This window comes from Microlunatus phosphovorus NM-1, assembly GCF_000270245.1.
GTDB lineage: Bacteria > Actinomycetota > Actinomycetes > Propionibacteriales > Propionibacteriaceae > Microlunatus > Microlunatus phosphovorus.
This window is the reverse complement of sequence record NC_015635.1, coordinates 2,515,370-2,531,089: the sequence shown is the minus strand read 5'-3', so window position 1 is coordinate 2,531,089 and position 15,720 is coordinate 2,515,370. Positions and strand designations below refer to the sequence as shown.

At 67.4% G+C, this 15,720-nt stretch carries 16 protein-coding genes; 6 read left to right on the top strand and 10 right to left on the bottom strand.

Going from position 1 to position 15,720, the window contains the following annotated elements:
- The first annotated feature begins 80 nt into the window (after window positions 1-80).
- Together MLP_RS11440 and MLP_RS11435 are read left to right on the top strand one after the other, a co-directional pair.
- Window positions 81-1,562 carry a sugar porter family MFS transporter gene (locus tag MLP_RS11440; protein ID WP_013863247.1) on the top strand — a complete coding sequence of 494 codons (1,482 nt, stop codon included), beginning with the start codon at window positions 81-83 and terminating at the stop codon, window positions 1,560-1,562.
- A 43-nt stretch (window positions 1,563-1,605) separates the two neighbouring features.
- On the top strand, window positions 1,606-2,022 hold the full coding sequence (locus MLP_RS11435) for a universal stress protein (protein WP_013863246.1): 417 nt from the start codon (window positions 1,606-1,608) through the stop codon (window positions 2,020-2,022).
- Window positions 2,023-2,032: 10 nt separating this feature from the next.
- On the opposite strand, the gene MLP_RS11430 is transcribed toward MLP_RS11435, so the two are convergent.
- The 7 genes from MLP_RS11430 to MLP_RS11400 form a co-directional block, all read right to left on the bottom strand.
- Window positions 2,033-2,797 carry an IclR family transcriptional regulator gene (locus MLP_RS11430; protein WP_013863245.1) on the bottom strand — a complete coding sequence of 255 codons (765 nt, stop codon included), beginning with the start codon at window positions 2,795-2,797 and terminating at the stop codon, window positions 2,033-2,035.
- Complete coding sequence (locus MLP_RS11425; protein WP_013863244.1) at window positions 2,794-3,612, bottom strand: IclR family transcriptional regulator; 819 nt, start codon at window positions 3,610-3,612, stop codon at window positions 2,794-2,796. Before MLP_RS11425 ends, MLP_RS11430 begins: the two co-directional genes overlap by 4 nt.
- Window positions 3,613-3,698: 86 nt before the next feature.
- On the bottom strand, window positions 3,699-4,550 hold the full coding sequence (locus MLP_RS11420; protein WP_013863243.1) for a sugar phosphate isomerase/epimerase family protein: 852 nt from the start codon (window positions 4,548-4,550) through the stop codon (window positions 3,699-3,701).
- Window positions 4,550-5,338 carry an SDR family oxidoreductase gene (locus MLP_RS11415; protein WP_013863242.1) on the bottom strand — a complete coding sequence of 263 codons (789 nt, stop codon included), beginning with the start codon at window positions 5,336-5,338 and terminating at the stop codon, window positions 4,550-4,552. The genes MLP_RS11420 and MLP_RS11415 overlap by 1 nt, the downstream gene beginning before the upstream one ends.
- A complete protein-coding gene (locus MLP_RS11410; RefSeq protein WP_013863241.1) occupies window positions 5,335-6,366 on the bottom strand; it encodes a Gfo/Idh/MocA family protein in 1,032 nt (343 codons plus the stop codon). Before MLP_RS11410 ends, MLP_RS11415 begins: the two co-directional genes overlap by 4 nt.
- A 12-nt stretch (window positions 6,367-6,378) precedes the next feature.
- Entirely contained in the window at window positions 6,379-7,314 is a 936-nt protein-coding gene (locus MLP_RS11405) for a transketolase family protein (protein WP_013863240.1), read from the bottom strand.
- The gene (locus MLP_RS11400) at window positions 7,311-8,255 is read right to left on the bottom strand and encodes a transketolase (protein ID WP_041792084.1); all 945 of its coding nucleotides are present in this window, start codon (window positions 8,253-8,255) and stop codon (window positions 7,311-7,313) included. Before MLP_RS11400 ends, MLP_RS11405 begins: the two co-directional genes overlap by 4 nt.
- Window positions 8,256-8,370: 115 nt before the next feature.
- Between MLP_RS11400 and MLP_RS11395 the strand changes: the two genes are divergently transcribed.
- The 3 genes from MLP_RS11395 to MLP_RS11385 all read left to right on the top strand — a co-directional run bounded on the left by MLP_RS11395 (window position 8,371) and on the right by MLP_RS11385 (window position 11,156).
- The gene (locus MLP_RS11395; RefSeq protein WP_013863238.1) at window positions 8,371-9,258 is read left to right on the top strand and encodes a sugar phosphate isomerase/epimerase family protein; all 888 of its coding nucleotides are present in this window, start codon (window positions 8,371-8,373) and stop codon (window positions 9,256-9,258) included.
- A gap of 109 nt (window positions 9,259-9,367) precedes the next feature.
- Complete coding sequence (locus MLP_RS11390) at window positions 9,368-10,543, top strand: phytanoyl-CoA dioxygenase family protein (RefSeq protein ID WP_013863237.1); 1,176 nt, start codon at window positions 9,368-9,370, stop codon at window positions 10,541-10,543.
- Window positions 10,544-10,652: 109 nt separating this feature from the next.
- Window positions 10,653-11,156: a hypothetical protein gene (locus MLP_RS11385; protein WP_013863236.1), complete on the top strand. Its 504-nt coding sequence runs from the start codon at window positions 10,653-10,655 to the stop codon at window positions 11,154-11,156.
- On the opposite strand, the gene MLP_RS11380 is transcribed toward MLP_RS11385, so the two are convergent.
- Window positions 11,146-12,075, bottom strand: a complete 930-nt coding sequence (locus MLP_RS11380) for a glycosyltransferase (protein ID WP_013863235.1) — start codon at window positions 12,073-12,075, stop codon at window positions 11,146-11,148. The two genes, MLP_RS11385 and MLP_RS11380, sit on opposite strands and share 11 nt — an antisense overlap.
- 143 nt (window positions 12,076-12,218) lie before the next feature.
- Between MLP_RS11380 and MLP_RS11375 the strand changes: the two genes are divergently transcribed.
- Window positions 12,219-13,370 carry a UDP-galactopyranose/dTDP-fucopyranose mutase family protein gene (locus MLP_RS11375; protein WP_013863234.1) on the top strand — a complete coding sequence of 384 codons (1,152 nt, stop codon included), beginning with the start codon at window positions 12,219-12,221 and terminating at the stop codon, window positions 13,368-13,370.
- Here MLP_RS11375 and MLP_RS26295 read toward each other — a convergent pair.
- Both MLP_RS26295 and MLP_RS26290 read right to left on the bottom strand, forming a co-directional pair.
- Entirely contained in the window at window positions 13,323-14,735 is a 1,413-nt protein-coding gene (locus tag MLP_RS26295; protein ID WP_013863233.1) for a glycosyltransferase family 2 protein, read from the bottom strand. The two genes, MLP_RS11375 and MLP_RS26295, sit on opposite strands and share 48 nt — an antisense overlap.
- The gene (locus MLP_RS26290) at window positions 14,732-15,697 is read right to left on the bottom strand and encodes a glycosyltransferase family 2 protein (RefSeq protein WP_013863232.1); all 966 of its coding nucleotides are present in this window, start codon (window positions 15,695-15,697) and stop codon (window positions 14,732-14,734) included. Before MLP_RS26290 ends, MLP_RS26295 begins: the two co-directional genes overlap by 4 nt.
- Between the last annotated feature and the right edge of the window lie 23 nt (window positions 15,698-15,720).

Sequence of the window (15,720 nt, the reverse complement as noted above, 5' to 3'; positions counted from 1 at the left end):
GCAACCCCTCGCACAGACACCGCTGTGGAGACAAGAAAGGACGGGTCGATGACGACCACCCCCCACCGCCAGGTCGCAACATGAGCGGGCATGGCGCTTCTGCGGCTGAGACCGAGCTCCCCCCGCTGACTGCCGGCCCGCACCGGAAACGGATCGGGTTGATCTCGATCGTCGCCTGCTTCGGCGGCTTCCTGTTCGGCTACGACACCGGCGTCTCCTCCGGCGCGGAAGGACCGATGTCCGAGGAACTCGGACTCACCTTGCTCCAGACCGGAATCGTGATCTCTTCACTGGTCTTCGCGGCCGCTGTCGGCGCCTTCATCGGCGGTCGACTGTCCGATGCCATCGGCCGGCGCAAGACCATCCTGGTGTTGTCGATCATGTTCTTCACCGGCGTGTTGTTCGTGGTGTTCGCCCCCGGCTTCGCGATGGTCGTCACCGGCCGCACCATCCTCGGCCTCGCGGTCGGCGGCGCCTCCACCGTCGTTCCGGTCTATCTCGCGGAGCTGGCACCGTTCGAGATCCGCGGCTCCATCACCGGTCGTAACGAGATGGCCATCGTCGCCGGCCAGTTCGCCGCCTTCACCGTCAACGCCATCTTGAATGCCACCCTCGGCCACGTCGACGGCCTGTGGCGGGTCATGTTCGGCATCTGCGCCATCCCCGCTGTCTGTCTCTTTGTCGGCATGCTCCGAATGCCGGAATCCCCGCGCTGGCTGGTCGACAAGGGACGCATGGACGAAGCCCTGGCCGTGTTGAAGACCGTCCGCTCCAATGAGCGCGCCCTGGCCGAGTACGGCCAGGTCGAGCGAGTCGCGGAGGAGGAGAAGGCAAGCGCTTCCGGGAGGCCCAACCTCGGTCAGATCATGTCCAACCGCTGGCTACGCCGGATCGTGCTCGTCGGCATCGGCGTCGCCGTGACCCAACAGCTCACCGGTATCAACACGATCATGTACTACGGACCGCGAGTGCTGGAGCAGTCCGGTTTCACCGAGTCCGGCGCGTTGCGAGCGGCCACCTTGTTCGGGCTGGCCGCGGTCGTCGGCGGCATCTTCGCGCTGCGGAACATGGACCGCCTCGACCGCCGCAAGACCTTCTTCATCGGCCTGTTCTTGACGACCACCTGCCACGTCCTGGTCGGGCTGTCCGGCATCTTGATCCCGGCCGACTCGCCCGCCAAGCCCTATGTCGTCATGGTGTTGGTGACGCTGTTCGTGTTGTCGATGCAGTCCTTCCTCAACATCGCCGTCTGGGTCTGGCTGGCCGAGATCTTCCCGCTGTCGATCCGCGGCACCGCGATCGGCATCTCGGTGTTCTTCGGCTGGACGGTCAACGGGATCCTCGCCCTGTTCGTCCCCACCCTGTTGGGCGCGCTCGGCACCAACACGTTCTTCCTGTTCGCCGTCATCGGCGTGATCATGCTCGGCTTCCTCTGGCACGAAGTCCCCGAGACCCGCGGCCGCTCCCTGGAAGCCCTCGAAGAAGACCTCACCAGCGGCGAGATCTACCGGTCACTCCCCCGCCGGCTGCCCTTCGCCGGCTTCCTCTGGGACCGCAAATGACACTGTCCAACCATCCCGAGAGTCAAGCTGAGGAGCTACGCTCATGACTGTCATCGCCGCCGTCACCGACAACCGCCAAGGCCATTTGGCTCTGGTCCAGGCCATCACCGAGGCGGAGCGGTTCGGCACCGACGTGGTCGCGGTCAACCTGGCCAACACCACACTGGATCTGACCGGCATCGACACCCGCGGTGTCACCGTCCAGGTCGTCGATCGCCGGGCCAAAGACAATCAGGACTCCGCGGATATGATCCTCGATGAGATCACCGCCCGCGAAGCCACTCGCCTGGTCATCGGCATCAAACGCCGTACGCCGGTCGGCAAGGCCATCCTGGGCAGCATGAGCCAGACCCTGCTGCTCAACGCCCCGGTCCCCGTCGTCGCGGTCAAGCTGCCCGAGGGCGAGTTGTCCGGCGGCGCGTTCGAACTACCCTCCGGCATCCGCCAAGTCACGGGTTAGGAGACGCCGGCTAGGGAAGGGTCGCAGACAGCGCATCCGCCGCGTCGAGCAGAGCTTCGGCCAGCTCGACGCGGCGTGCTGTCAGCCGGTCGGCGAGCCCGACGATCGACAGGGCGCCGGCGAAAGCACCGGTACGCGAAGTCCGCAGTGGCGCGCCGAGCGCCCCGATCCCGTCGGTCACATCTTCATCGGAGATGCTGAAGCCACGATCGCGGGTTTCCGCGATATCGCGGCGCAGTTCCTCGGCAGTGACCAGGGTGCGCAGGTTGTAGGCGGCGAACGGTGCACCGACGAGATACTGCTCGACGTCAGAGACCCCGTACGCCAGCGTCACCCGCCCTTCGGCCCCGGCATGCAGCGGCAAAGCCCGGCCGGGCTTCAGCAGCAACACATTGAACGCCTGCCCCTGGGCACAGTCGATGCAGACCGCCTCCTGTCCGCCCCCCTCCCTTCCGCGCGGCACGCACAAGAACACGGTCTGACCGGTCGAGGCGGCGAGTCCGTCCAGGATGGGTCTCGCCAGTTGCCATTCGCTCATGGAACTCCGGGCGGCGTCGCCGAGACGTAGCCAGCGCCGGCTCAGGGCAATCCGGGTCCCCGGCAACGTCTCGGTCAAACCCATCCTGGCCAGCGCGTCCGCCAGCCGGTAGACCGTGGGACGGGGGGTATCGATTCGCTCGGCGATCTCCGCCGGGGTGAGCGCACCTTCCTCGGCGAGGAGCCGGACCAGCGCGTCCGAGCGCTGCAGGATGCCCATCGGCCGCTCGACACTCACGATCCATCCTCCTGACCGAGCGCCTTGCTGACCGCCTGCGCACCGGCTCGGATGAGCTCGATGTTGCGGCGCTCCTGGTCACCCAGCACCTGGGCCCGCAGACCGCTGACCGAGATCGCCGCGACCAGGTCCCCGCGGTGGTTGAACACCGGTGCGCCGAGGGCGGCGATGCCAGGCGTCACGTCGCCGTCGGACACCGCGTACCCGCGACGGCGTACCTGGTCGATGTCTGTCTCGATGACCGATCGGGCCGGTCGCGGCGGGTCGCCAACCACGTCGCTTGCCTCGTCGAGCACCGTCTGCTGCTCGGCCACGGGCAGGAAGGCCAGCAGCGAACGCGGGGCCGCGCCGGAATAGAGCGGCAGCGAACTGCCCAGTTGCATCGCCAGCGACTGCACCGCCCGGCCCTCCAGCCGCTCCACGCAGACAGCACGGGGACCGCGGCGTACGCAGAGGTAGCTGGTCACTCCGATGTCGGCGAGCAGCGCGCGCAATGTCGGCAGCGCGGCTTCCCGGATGTCGAGCCGATCCTCCAGCCGTCGTCCCAAGGTGAGCATCGACAGCCCCAGCCGGTAGGTTCCTCGGCGCCAGCCTCGGTCCACCCAGCCGAGGCCGGTCAGACTCTGCAGCAGCCGATAGACCGAACTCAACGGCTCTCCGGTCAAGGCGGCGATGTCAGCCGCGCTGGTCTCGCCGCGCCGTTCGAGGATGGTGACGACCGCATCCACCTTGGCGAGGAGCTCGACCCCGGCGGCGTCATTGTCACTGGCGCGAGCCTTGGCGACCACGGTGATCCTCTCATCGTCATGGATCACCGCTACGGACCCACCTGCGAGAGACAAACTATCACGTGGCGGACAACTGGACCGGGCAGCTCGACCGCCCAGCTACTGAGCCGAGTTCACTCGAAGGCTTGCAGCGCGGTGCTGTAGGCCGCTCGCAAGGCGTCCCAGAGCGGGCGCTGGCGGTGTTCGGACGACAAGATCTCGACTCCCCACGGCCCGGTGTAGCCGATGTCACGCATGGTGCGGATGAACCCGGCCACGTCCTGATCGCCCTGTCCGACAAGCGTGCGGCGGTCGCGCGTGTCTTCGAACAGCGTCCCGACCACCTCGGCACGCGCGTCACATAGTTCGATTCCGAACACGATGCTCGGATCCAGGCAGTCCGCCAGTTCGCCCAACGAGGTGCCGGCACGGAACACGTGCCAGTAGTCGACGAGCAGCCCGGCAGCCGGGTGATCCACCGCTCGGATCAGCTCGGCACCTTGCGGCATCGACGCGATCAGCCCGAAGGGCAGCGGCTCGAGTGCGACCCGGGTGCCGGCTGCCGCCGCCTCGTCGGCGAGGCTGCGGAGCGGGTCGACGAACATCGTGAGGTCAGTGACCGGTTCCCCGAACTCCGTGCCGATCTTGATGAACGCCGCGCCCAGCTCCGTGGCTGCCTCGAGCAGCAGATTCCATTTGTCCCGCCAGGACTGGTCCTCGGTACGCCACCAGCCCGTGGCCAGTTCGACCTCGAGGTGCCTCAGTCCCGCAGCGTGGGCGTGCCTGCGAAGCTCCGCGAAACCGATCGTGTCCTGGACGACCAGCAGGTCGTCATAGACCAGGCCCATCCCCATCCACCCGGTCGCACCGACGGCTCGAACGCGTTCGAGGACCGGGATCGGACTGGCCTCAGACGTGTCGAGCGGGCCGACATTGCCGGCACTGGTCCAGCACGTCGCGACGAGATCCGGCGTGGTGGTTGTCACTAGTCCTGTCCTCCGATGACTTGCTGGTCCCAGTCGATGACCGAACCGGTGACCACACCAGCGCGTTCGGACAAGAGGAAGACGGCGAACTCCGCGAGATCGTCGGGGCGGCTGATTCGGCCCATCGGCACCGAGGCATCGGCCTTGGCCAGCCAGTCGTCGCCTGCCCCGTGTGCCTGGCGCTGGATCCTGCCCTCGCCTTCGGTGGCGGTCCAACCGATGTCGATGCCGTTGATCCGGATCTTGTCCCACCGGTGGGCGTACGCGGCATTGCGGGTCAGACCGGCCAAGCCGGCTTTGGCGGCGACGTACGGCGCCAGGTATGGCTGCCCGCCCACCTCGGCGATCGAGATGATGTTGACGATGCTGCCGGGAACGCCACGCTCCCGGAGGTGCCGGATCGTGTCGGCCATGATGAAGAACGGTGCCTTGAGATTGATCGCGATGTGGGCGTCGAACAGCTCGGGCGTGGTGTCCAGCATCGTGCCGCGGCTGGTGAGACCGGCTGCGTTGACGACACAGTCCAGGTGCCCGAACCCCTCGATCGCGCCCGCCACCGAGGCGCGGGCCTGATCGACGTCGCTGAGATCGACCCGCAGGAACTGGGCCGGCGTGCCGACTGCTTCCAGCTCAGCGACCAGCGCACCACCCAGGTCGGCGCTGCGGCCGGTGACGGTGATCGCGCCGGCACCCCGTGCGGCCGCCGTCCGCACGATCGCCGCACCCACGCCCTGAGTGCCGCCGCTCACCAGCACATGTTGGCCGCCGAGCCAGTTCTCGGTCGTCATAGCTGCGCTCCCCTCAGATCGCCCTCGCGTGGTCGCAGGCCGGCCCGGCGATACCACTCGTCGACGAGCTCCATCGTCGCCATGCTGTCAGCCGTGGTGGTCAGGTAGGGCGCGTGTCTACGGACCGCGTTGGTGAACGCGGCGAGCTGATAGGTGTAGGTGGAGGTCGTGCCCAGGTGCTCGACTCGATCGCCTCCGCTGTCGGTGCTGATGATCAGCCGGTCGTCGTCATGGACGTTGATGAGGTTGGCCAGCCGAACCCGTCCCGACGTGCCGGTGGCGGTCATGGAGAGGTTCCACGGGCCGTCCATGTTCGCCGTCGCGGTGGCCTCGGCCCCGCTCGGCAGCCGGAAGGTTGCAGTCGCCCACTCGTCCAGCTGCGACAAGCCGGCCCGTTCACCCGCGTCGGCCTCCAGCAAGGTCGGCGTGCCGCCTTGGGCGGCGGCCAGCATCCGGATGGCATGCACGCCGTAGCAGCCGAGGTCCATGATCGCTCCCCCGGCCAGCGACCAGGACCAGCGCAGATCGTCCGGCGGCGGGGCCGGCATCTCCATCGCCACGTGGAAGTGCTGCAGCTCGCCGATGGAGCCCTCGGAGATCAGCTCCAGCAGCCGGGCGAAGATCGGGTGATAGGCATAGTGGAAGCCCTCGAACAACACCCGATCCGAGCCTCGCGCGATCTCGTGGACCCGTGCGGCCTCCACGGCGTTACTAGCGAACGGCTTCTCGGTGAGCACATGTTTGCCCGCGCGCAGTGCTGCGACATTCCACCGTGCATGCAGGCTGTTGGGCAGCGGGTTGTAGATCGCCTCCACCTCGGGATCGTCGATCACCTGCTGATAGCTGTCGAGGACCCGCTCCACCCCGTTCGCGTCCGCCCAGGCAGCGGCTCGATCCCGGTCCCGAGCAGCCACCGCCACCAGCCGGGCGCCGAGTCGGTGAGCCGGCTCGATGATTGCCAGAGTGCTGATCCGGGCCGTGCCGAGCACGCCGATCCGCAACGGGGAATCCGCGGCAGAGTGCGACATCGCCTGCTCCTCCTAGTGACGGATCGGGAGGTTGCGGCGGACCCGATTGGCGATCGATTCGGCGGACAGTCCGTGCTTGGCGAGCAGGAAGTCGTCGCCGGCGGATTCACCCCAGGTGTCCTGGATCCCGATCCGATCGATCCTGGGTGCCGCGCCCGCCGCGGTGAGCACCTCGGCCACCAGACCACCCAGTCCTCCGTGGATCGAGTGCTCCTCGACGGTCACGATCAGGTCATGACCGGCCAGCGCGCTCAGCAGTGCCGCCTCGTCCAGCGGCTTCAGGCACGGCAGGTGGAGCACGGTCGGCTGGACGCCGGCCTCAGCCAGCAGCTCGGCCGCCGCCAGCACCCGGGAGGTCTGCGGCCCGGTCGAGACCAGCGCCACCTCGCCACCGGCTTGCAGCTCGCGCACGGAGCCGGGCTCGAAGACGTACTCGGCGTCGAACAGGTCCGGCACCGCACCGCGGGTCAGCCGCAGATACACCGGGCCGTCGTTGGCCTGCGCCCAGTCCATCATCGCCACCAGCTCGTGATTGTCCCCCGGGGACAGCACCGTCATGTCGGGCATGGCACGCATGATCGCCAGATCCTGGATGTCCAGATGCGTCTTGCCGACCGCGCCGATCAGCAGACCGGCATACGAGCCGGCGATCTTGACGTTCGCGTGACTCTGCGCCACCAGCATCCGGATCGGGTCGACGGCCCGATGGGTGAAGAACACCGCGAACGAGGACGTCCACGGCACATACCCGACGGAGGCCAGGCCGGCCGCGGCGCCGATCAGGTTCTGCTCGGCGATACCCATTTGGAAGAACCGGTCCGGATGCGCCTTGGCGAATTTGTCGGCCTTGGTCGAGTTGGCCAGATCGCCGTCCAGCACCACCGTCCGTGGGTCGGCGTCACCGAGCTGGACCAGCTTCTCGCCCCAGACGTCACGCATCGCCGTCATGCTGAAGCTCCGTTCATCGTCGGCGCCGAGGTGGCATGGGCGTCCAGCAGCTCGAGCTCATCGGGCTCCAACTCCTGCCGGGCGCGCTCGAAGTCCTCGGCACTGGGCACGATGCTGTGCCAGGTGTGCACGCCCTCGGCCAGGGACAGACCCTTGCCCTTCACAGTGTGGGCGATGATCACCGTCGGGCGATCGGCATGGTCACCGGCTTGCGCGAGCGCGTACGCGTTGTCGATCTGGCCGTAGTCGTGCCCGTCGATCTCGAGCACCCGCCAGCCGAACGCAGTGAACACCGCCGCCAGATCAACCCCGAACCACGGGTCGCGCCGATCACCGCGGTCGGTACGTACGGTGTCCTCGCTCGACGGCAGACCGAACTGCTGCAGACCGTTGCGATCGATGATCGCGGTCAGGTTGGACAGCCGGTAGCGGGCGGCGACCTGGACGGCCTCCCACACCATGCCCTCCTGGATCTCACCGTCGCCGAGCAGCACCCAGGTATGGAAAGGCTTCTTCGCCAGCCGAGCGCCCAGGGCCATCCCGACCCCGACCGACAGTCCCTGTCCGAGGGAGCCGGTGGAGGAGTCGAGGCCGGGCAGCCGGGTGACGTCGGGGTGCCCCTGGAGCCGCGAGTCGCCCTTGTCGAAGGTCGGCAGCTCGTCCAGCGGCAGAAAGCCACGCAGCGCCAGCACGGCGTACAGCCCGATCGCGGCGTGTCCCTTGGACAGCACGAATCGGTCCCGATCGGCCCAGTCCGGTTCCTCCGGACGGATGTTCAGCTGCCGGAAGTACAGACTCACCAGCAGGTCCATCATGGACAGCGGACCGCCGATGTGCCCGGCCTTGCTGCTGGTCACGGTCTTGACCACCTGCCAGCGCGCCTGCCTGGCCAGGGCCGGCAGATCGTCACTGACGACGGGGACGCCTGGGTCGGCTGTCACCACGACACCTCCTGCTGATCGGCGAACATCACAGCAGCGAACTTACCGATTTGCGGACAGTCTGTCCATCCAGCAATAATCGAGATTTCTAGCTGTCTTCTCGACGAGGAGCCCCATGGCCAAGAATGTCGTCCTCGGCACCGCCCCCGACTCCTGGGGCATCTGGTTCGCCGAGGACCCGCACCAGACACCCGCGAGCCGCTTCTTGGACGAGGTCGTCCAGGCCGGCTACGAGTGGATCGAGATCGGCGCGTACGGCTATCTTCCGACCGATCCGATCCAGCTGGCCGATGAGCTCGGCGCGCGTCGGCTCAAGGTGTCCGGCGGCACGACCTTCGCCCGGCTGCAGCACCCCGACACCATCGAGGCGGCCTGGGCTCACGTCGCTCCCATCGCCGCGCTGACCGCGGCCATGGGCGCCGAGCACCTGGTCGTCATCCCCGACCTGTGGCGCGACGATCTGACCGGCAACGAGAAGGAGTCGCGCCGGCTCACCACTGAGCAGTGGACCGCGCTCACCGAGGGGCACAACGAGCTGGGCAGGCGGATGCTCGAGGAGTACGGCGTGCATTCCCAGTTCCACTCACATGCCGACAGTCACGTGGGCTATCAGCCGGACATCGAGCGCTTCCTGGAGGACACCGACCCGGCGTACGTCAATCTGTGTCTCGACACCGGACATGTCGCCTACTACGGCGGCGACTCCGTCGAGTTGATCACCAAGTACCCGGAGCGGATCGGCTATCTGCATCTCAAGCAGGTCGACCCCGAGCTTGCGGCCCGCGCCGTGGCCGAGGACATCTCGTTCTCCCAGACCGTCCGGATGGACATCATGGTCGAGCCGCCGGCCGGCGTACCGGATCTCGCCGAGGTGCTGCAGGCCGCCGAGCAGCTGCCGCAGCAGCTGTTCGCCATCGTCGAGCAGGACATGTATCCCTGCAGTCCCGACCGTCCGCTGCCCATCGCCCGGCGGACCTACACCTATCTGTCCAGCTGTATGTAGCTGTCACTCGCGGCGTCCGACTGTCCAGGACGCGGATCTGCGACTAGCGTGTGCGGCGGCTTGCCCGCAAGCCGCCGCATTCGCTGCGCCCCGATCCGAGGAGACCGCGTTGACTGAGACGACCGCGCGGTTCACCGAAGCCGACTGTTCACTGGCCGACTTCGCTGCGCTGGTCGACCAGGTCACCGAGCTCGTCGACTATCCGTACGCGAGTGCCGTCGAGAAGAACGTCCTCGTCTACGACGCCGCTGCCGTGCGAAAGGCGATCGCTCACCACACGGGTCGGTTGGCGGTCGAGGCCGAGCTGGTCCGGGCGCTGACCGCCGGGCCGGGCGTAGTGGCGTTCTCGGGCGCTTTCCCGGACACCGCGGTGCTGGATCGGGCCACCGAAGCCTTCGAAGAGATCATCGCCGCCGAGAAGGAGGCCGGTGGCGGTCGCAATGATCACTTCGCCAAGGCGGGTGCCAACGATCGGATCTGGAACGCGCTGGAGAAGCTGGCGGTACGCGATCCCGACACCTTCGTCGACTACTACGGCAACGACATCCTGGCCCTGGTCAGCTCCGCCTGGCTGGGTCCTGGATACCAGCTGACCTCGCAGGTGAATGTCGTCCGGCCGGGCGGAAAGGCACAGGACCCGCACCGCGACTACCACCTCGGTTTTCTCACGAACGAGACTGCAGCTCGCTTCCCGGCTCACGTCCACCTGCTGTCGCCGGTGCTCACCTTGCAGGGTGCCGTCGCCCACTCGGACATGCCGATCGAGTCCGGGCCGACGATGTATCTGCCCTATTCGCATGCCTACGGGCCGGGCTATCTGGCGTGGCGGCTGCCGGAGTTCCGCGAGTTCTTCGCCAGCCGCTATGTCCAGCTGCCGCTGGCCAAGGGGGACGGCGTCTTCTTCAACCCGGCGCTCTTCCACGGTGCCGGCACCAACGTGTCCGCGGACGTGCAGCGGATGGCGAATCTGCTGCAGGTGTCGTCGGCGTTCGGCCGGGCGATGGAGACCATCGACCGAGCCAAGGTGTCCCGGGCGATCTATCCTGTGCTCGCGGCGCGCAGGGCCGCGGGTGTGGCCGCCGACACGCTCGCCAACGCACTGGCCTGTGCGGCGGAAGGATATCCCTTCCCGACCAACCTCGACCTGGACTCCAACGTGGACGGGCTCACGCCGCTGTCCCAGGCCCAGCTGGTCCAGGGCGCGCTGGACGAGGGCTGGAGCAGGGAACGCCTGGCTGCCGAGCTGACCGCGTACGACCGCCTACGCCGCACAGACGAGATCTGACAGGCTCCGCTGACGGCATCGGGCTCATCAGCACGCACTACCCAGGCATGTATCGCCGGCGGCAGCCGAAGTCTCCTCCCTCCAACATTTCCGAGGAGAGGAACCGACCATGGCATCAACCTCACAGATCCTGCGTGCCCTCATGTCCGGCGACCGGCTGGCATTGGTCATCGCCCTGAATCCCAAGGCGGCCGATGTGATCCCGCGCGGACCACAACACGTCGTGCAGTTCGCGGCACGCCAGAAGGCGGCATTGGGCGGGGAGGAGGTCGAGCTGAATCCTCAACCGCTGCCGCCGGGCGATCCGTCGATGGGTGCAGCCCTGCTGCACAAGATGACTGCTGCCGCGCTGGCCAGCCGGGATGGCTTCAAGCGCTCATTCCTGAGCGACATCGACGACTGGTGCGGCACCGGCTGGCCACGCCGCTGGCCGAAGGGCTGGCCGGTCCCGGGTCCGCGCCCTGGTCCGGTCGAGACTGCTCAGCTGCTGCTCGGCGGGCTGTTGGCCGCCGCCGACATCTCCGCGCACTACGACGACCCCGAGATGCTGGAGGTCTTCGACGCCGCGATCGAGATGCTCGGCGAGGCAGCGGTACGTCAGCTCAACGGCTGATCCTTGGCGGGCCTCCGGGCACCTGCACCAGGCAACGCGCCGCCTCCGCCAGCTGGACACCCGCAGCCCGCCGCTCGCCCGATCGAGCCAAGGACAGCGACGTGCGGGCCGCGAACACGGTCGCATAGACCAGTGCCCGCCGGGTCACCCACGGCCTCCGACGCGGCTCCAGATATCCCGCCAGCACGCCGATGGCGGCAACCCGCTCGCGGACGTTCGCACCGGTCAGCACCCGAGCCCGAGTGTCCGAGCCGGGATGCCGCCGATAGCGCGCGAGCACCTCGTCGACAAAAGCCACCCGCCCGTGCGCGGCAAGCCGCGTCCACATGTCCCAGTCCGCGGCATGCGGCAGGTCGGTCCGAAAGCCTCCCACCAGTTCGTACCCGGAGCGGCGCACCACGATGCCGGGGGCCCGGACCCGGTTCGAGACCGCGAGTGCGTCCAACGCATCGGTCCACACGCCCGTGCCCCGGCGGTAGGACCGGGTGCGATACAGCGGAGCACTGTCGATATCGACGTCCTCCACCCGGCAGATGGCGGCGAGCGCCGCCGTCGAGTCGAGCGCAGCCGCCATCGTCGAGTAGAAGCCCGGAAGAACCATGTCGTCGCCGTGCAGCAGGTGGACCAGGTCGCCCCTGGCAAGCTCGAGACCTCGGTTGAACGTCGCGCTGGCACCGAGCCGGCCCGGGTTGACGACAAAGCGGACCCGATCACGACCGACCTGCTCAACCACCCGCGCCGGATCGTCGGTTGAATCGTCGTCGAGCACGACCACCTCGCAGTCGTCCTCGGCCAGTTGCTCGAGCACTCCGGTCAGGGCATCGGCCAGAAACGGCGCGCAGTCGTGCACCGGCACGATGACCGACCATCGCGGTCGGTCTGCGGCCTCGGTCGGGCCGATCCGGGGGATCGGGTGCATCGGTCGGAGTGTATCCGCCCGCGCCGGGGTGGGCTGGGCTACACGGCCAGAGATCTGGGCTACACGGCCAGAGATCTCGACGGCACTAGAGTGGCGCGCATGACGGCCGTACGCAGGGCCGACCGGCAGCACCGAGCCGGCCCGTGAGATTCGGCGTGGCGGGAGCGGGCTTCTCGGGAGCGGTGATCGCCCGCGAACTCGCCGATGCCGGGCACGAGGTGACCGTGCTGGAGTGCCGCGACCACGTCGCCGGCAACTGCCACACCGAACGGGACCCGCAGACGCAGGTCCTGGTCCACCGCTATGGGCCGCACATCTTCCACACCGGCAATGAACGTGTCTGGAGCTATATCAACCGGTTCGGGGTGCTGCTCCCGTACTACCACCGGGTCCGCACCACCGTAGGCGGCCGGGTATATCTCCTGCCGGTCAACTTGCTGACCATCAATCAGCTCTTCCAGACCGCGCTGAATCCCGATCAGGCACGAGCCTTCATCGCGGAGCAGGCAGACTCGTCGATCGAGGTGCCTCGCAACTTCGAGGAGCAGGCGCTCAAGCTGATGGGCCGCCGCTTGTACGAGGCCTTCTTCCTGGGCTACACCCGCAAGCAGTGGGGGCTGGAGCCGAACGAGATCCCGGCCTCGGTGCTGCGACGACTGCCCTTGCGCTTCACCTACGAGGACTCCTATTTCAGTCATCCGCATCAGGGCATGCCGCGGGACGGGTACACAGCCATCGTCTCCGCCATCCTGGATCATCCGCTGATCGAGGTCCGGCTTTCGACGCCGTACGCCGCCGCTGATCGGGACGCCTTCGATCACTCGATCTGGACCGGGCCGCTGGACGACTGGTTCGAGCATCGCTACGGCCGGCTGGGCTACCGCACCTTGGACTTCGAGGAGATCCGCGCGACCGGGGACTTCCTCGGCTGCGCGGTGATGAACTATGGCGACCTGGACGTGCCGTACACCCGGATCACCGAGCACAAGTACCTTGCGCCCTGGGAGGAGCACACCGACACGGTGTGCATTCGGGAGACGAGCAGGCTGGCCGGCGAAGGCGATATCCCCTACTACCCGATCCGATTGGCCGCCGATCAGCGAACGCTGCGCCGGTATCTCGACGCCGCACGGTCGGCATCAGGCGTGACGTTCGCCGGGCGGCTCGGCACCTATCGGTACCTCGACATGGATGTCACGATCGCCGAGGCGTTGGCGACCGCGGACCGGATCCTCGCGGGAATCGACTCAGGCGGCAGGATCCCCTCGCTGTGCGTCGACGTCGACGGCGCCTGAGGTCGTCTCGCGATCAGTGCCGCGACCCTCGATTCGCCGATCGATGGCATCGAGTCTGGCCTCGACGACGCCGATCGACTCCTCCAGACCGGCGAGCTGCCGCTGGATCACCATCAGGCCGAACAGCACATCCTGCCGCGAGGCCTCGCGACCAAGTCGGCCGAACAGACCGAATCGACCAAGTGCCCTGCCGGCCTGGTCGCCGAGGAACCGGTTGCGGAGATAACGGCCGGTCAACAGCGCAGTGTGCCGGACACCGGAATGCCGGAGGTGGAATGCCGCAGCCAGCACCGGGCTGTTCGAGTCGGATCGGCTGGAGAGCGCGCGAACGAAGCTGCCGTACTCGCCCTTGGCAATGGCGAGGCTCAGCCGCCGAGCCGTCGCACCCTTGTTGCCCTCGCGGAGGGCGACCAGCACCATCTCCGTCGAGTACTGGGCGAAGATCGGTCGCAGGATCGCGAACAGCTGCCGGCGCGTGCTGGGCGAGATGCGCCGCGCGATCCACTCCAGCTGCGAGATCACCCAGATCAGCAGAGGGACCTGGTACGCATCCAGCAGGCCTCGACCGAGCAGCCAGGTGTGGATCGTGTCGTGGTGGTCAAAGATCTGCAGCAGCCGCTCGTCAGCTGCCGACGTGGTCTGGCCGGTCCGCGCGACCCGGTGATAGCAGAGCACCTCCGGCACCAGCGCAATCGAATCGGCGCAGAGCAATGTGAACCAATGGAATGGGTTGTCCTCGTAGAAGCCTTCGCTGACCGGGAATCGGATCTGGTTGTCCGCCAGCAGGGTGCGACGGTAGAGCTTGCGCCAGGGGACCGCGATGAAGCGGAGGAGCTGATAGCGGGTGTGGGTATCGAGCTCGTAGCGGCCCGCGGTGAACTCGGCCCAGCGATGGGCATCGGCCGGGTCGCGGCGCTCGCCAGAACCGTCGATCACTTCGAGGTACTCGCACATCGCGAGGTCGGATCCGGACGCGGCGGCAGCGCCGACGAGCCGCTCGAACATGGTCGGCTCGATGAAGTCGTCCCCGTCCACGAAGCCCACCCACGGGGAGCTGGCCCGCTCGAGACCGATGTTGGCGGCCGTGGCCACGCCACCGGGGCTGTTGTGTGGCAGCAGCACCGGGATGAATCGAGGATCTCCGGCACAGAACTCCGTGATCCTGGCCGGTGTGGCGTCGCTCGACCCGTCATCGACCACGATGACCTCGAGTTCGGCCAGGGTCTGCGCGGCGATGCTGGCCAGGGACTCCTCGATGTAGGACTCGATGTTGTAGGCGGTCACGATGATGCTCGCCTGCGGCGTCTGACCCAACTGCAGTGCTGGGCTCAACCGCGGTGACGGGCGCTCGGCTTGGTCGCTCATGCCAAGGCCTTGCGGATGATCCGGGTCGCCAACCGGGGATCGCGCCGCAACCGCATCCGGGTGAAGTCGCTGAGATCGATCCGGAGCAGGTGGTGCTGCAGCCGGAGATTGAACTCATCGACGGTATCTGGTGCCATCCGGGTGGTTGCCCAGCTGGCCACCCGAAGCACGAAGTCCCAATAGTGGTGCGAGAACCGATTCCGCTTCTCGGGACGCGCGGCCAACTCGGTATAGGTTTCATCGAGCGCTGCGACCAGACTCAGCCTGGCGCTGCTCTCCCGATTGGTCAGATGACGACCGCCCTCGTTCACGATATGGGTGCAGAGCGGCTCGTCCAGCAACACCAGAGCCCGCGCGTCCAGTAGGGTCAGCCAGTGTCCGAGGATGTCGTTGTGGACCGGGGTGCTACCGAAGCGAAGCCCGGTACGACGGTAGTGATCATTCCGGACCAGCTTGTTCCACGGGTAGTTGGAGAAGCCGAGGAGCCTCGGCACTTCGCCCAGCCGGGCAATCCGACGTGGCCCAACGGCGTACTGGCTCCACACACCGGTGTCGTAGGAGTTCATGCCGTCGGACTTGCGTGCCGCTCCGCGACGGTAGCGATAGGGCATGATCGCCGCATCGGCGCCCAGGTCGTCGAGCGCCTCGACGGCATTCAGCAGCGCCCCCGGATGGATCTGGTCGTCAGCGTCGAAGAAAAGCACATATCGGCCCTGCGCCCGGGCAAAGCCGTGGTTGCGCGCGATACCGGCACCCGCGTTGGCACCCAGTCCGACGACCTGCACCTCCGGTCGGTCAATGGCCAGCACCCGCTTGACCGAGTCGTCGGTCGAGCCGTCGTCGACGACGATCACCTCGATGCTGCGCTGCTCGATCTCGACGAACGAGCGGACCACCTTCGCGATGGTCGCGCTGGCATTGTGCATCGGGACCACGACGGACAGGTCGGGTCTGCTCGTCATGCCAGAACGTTAGCTGACCGGAT

Coding starts and splice junctions, on each gene's coding strand:
- MLP_RS11415 (WP_013863242.1), bottom strand. CDS start 5,338: ATGACGACCGAGAACTGGCTCGGCGGCCAACATGTGCTGGTGAGCGGC.
- MLP_RS26290 (WP_013863232.1), bottom strand. CDS start 15,697: ATGACGAGCAGACCCGACCTGTCCGTCGTGGTCCCGATGCACAATGCC.
- MLP_RS26295 (WP_013863233.1), bottom strand. CDS start 14,735: ATGAGCGACCAAGCCGAGCGCCCGTCACCGCGGTTGAGCCCAGCACTG.
- MLP_RS11435 (WP_013863246.1), top strand. CDS start 1,606: ATGACTGTCATCGCCGCCGTCACCGACAACCGCCAAGGCCATTTGGCT.
- MLP_RS11380 (WP_013863235.1), bottom strand. CDS start 12,075: ATGCACCCGATCCCCCGGATCGGCCCGACCGAGGCCGCAGACCGACCG.
- MLP_RS11385 (WP_013863236.1), top strand. CDS start 10,653: ATGGCATCAACCTCACAGATCCTGCGTGCCCTCATGTCCGGCGACCGG.
- MLP_RS11410 (WP_013863241.1), bottom strand. CDS start 6,366: ATGTCGCACTCTGCCGCGGATTCCCCGTTGCGGATCGGCGTGCTCGGC.
- MLP_RS11405 (WP_013863240.1), bottom strand. CDS start 7,314: ATGACGGCGATGCGTGACGTCTGGGGCGAGAAGCTGGTCCAGCTCGGT.
- MLP_RS11440 (WP_013863247.1), top strand. CDS start 81: ATGAGCGGGCATGGCGCTTCTGCGGCTGAGACCGAGCTCCCCCCGCTG.
- MLP_RS11395 (WP_013863238.1), top strand. CDS start 8,371: ATGGCCAAGAATGTCGTCCTCGGCACCGCCCCCGACTCCTGGGGCATC.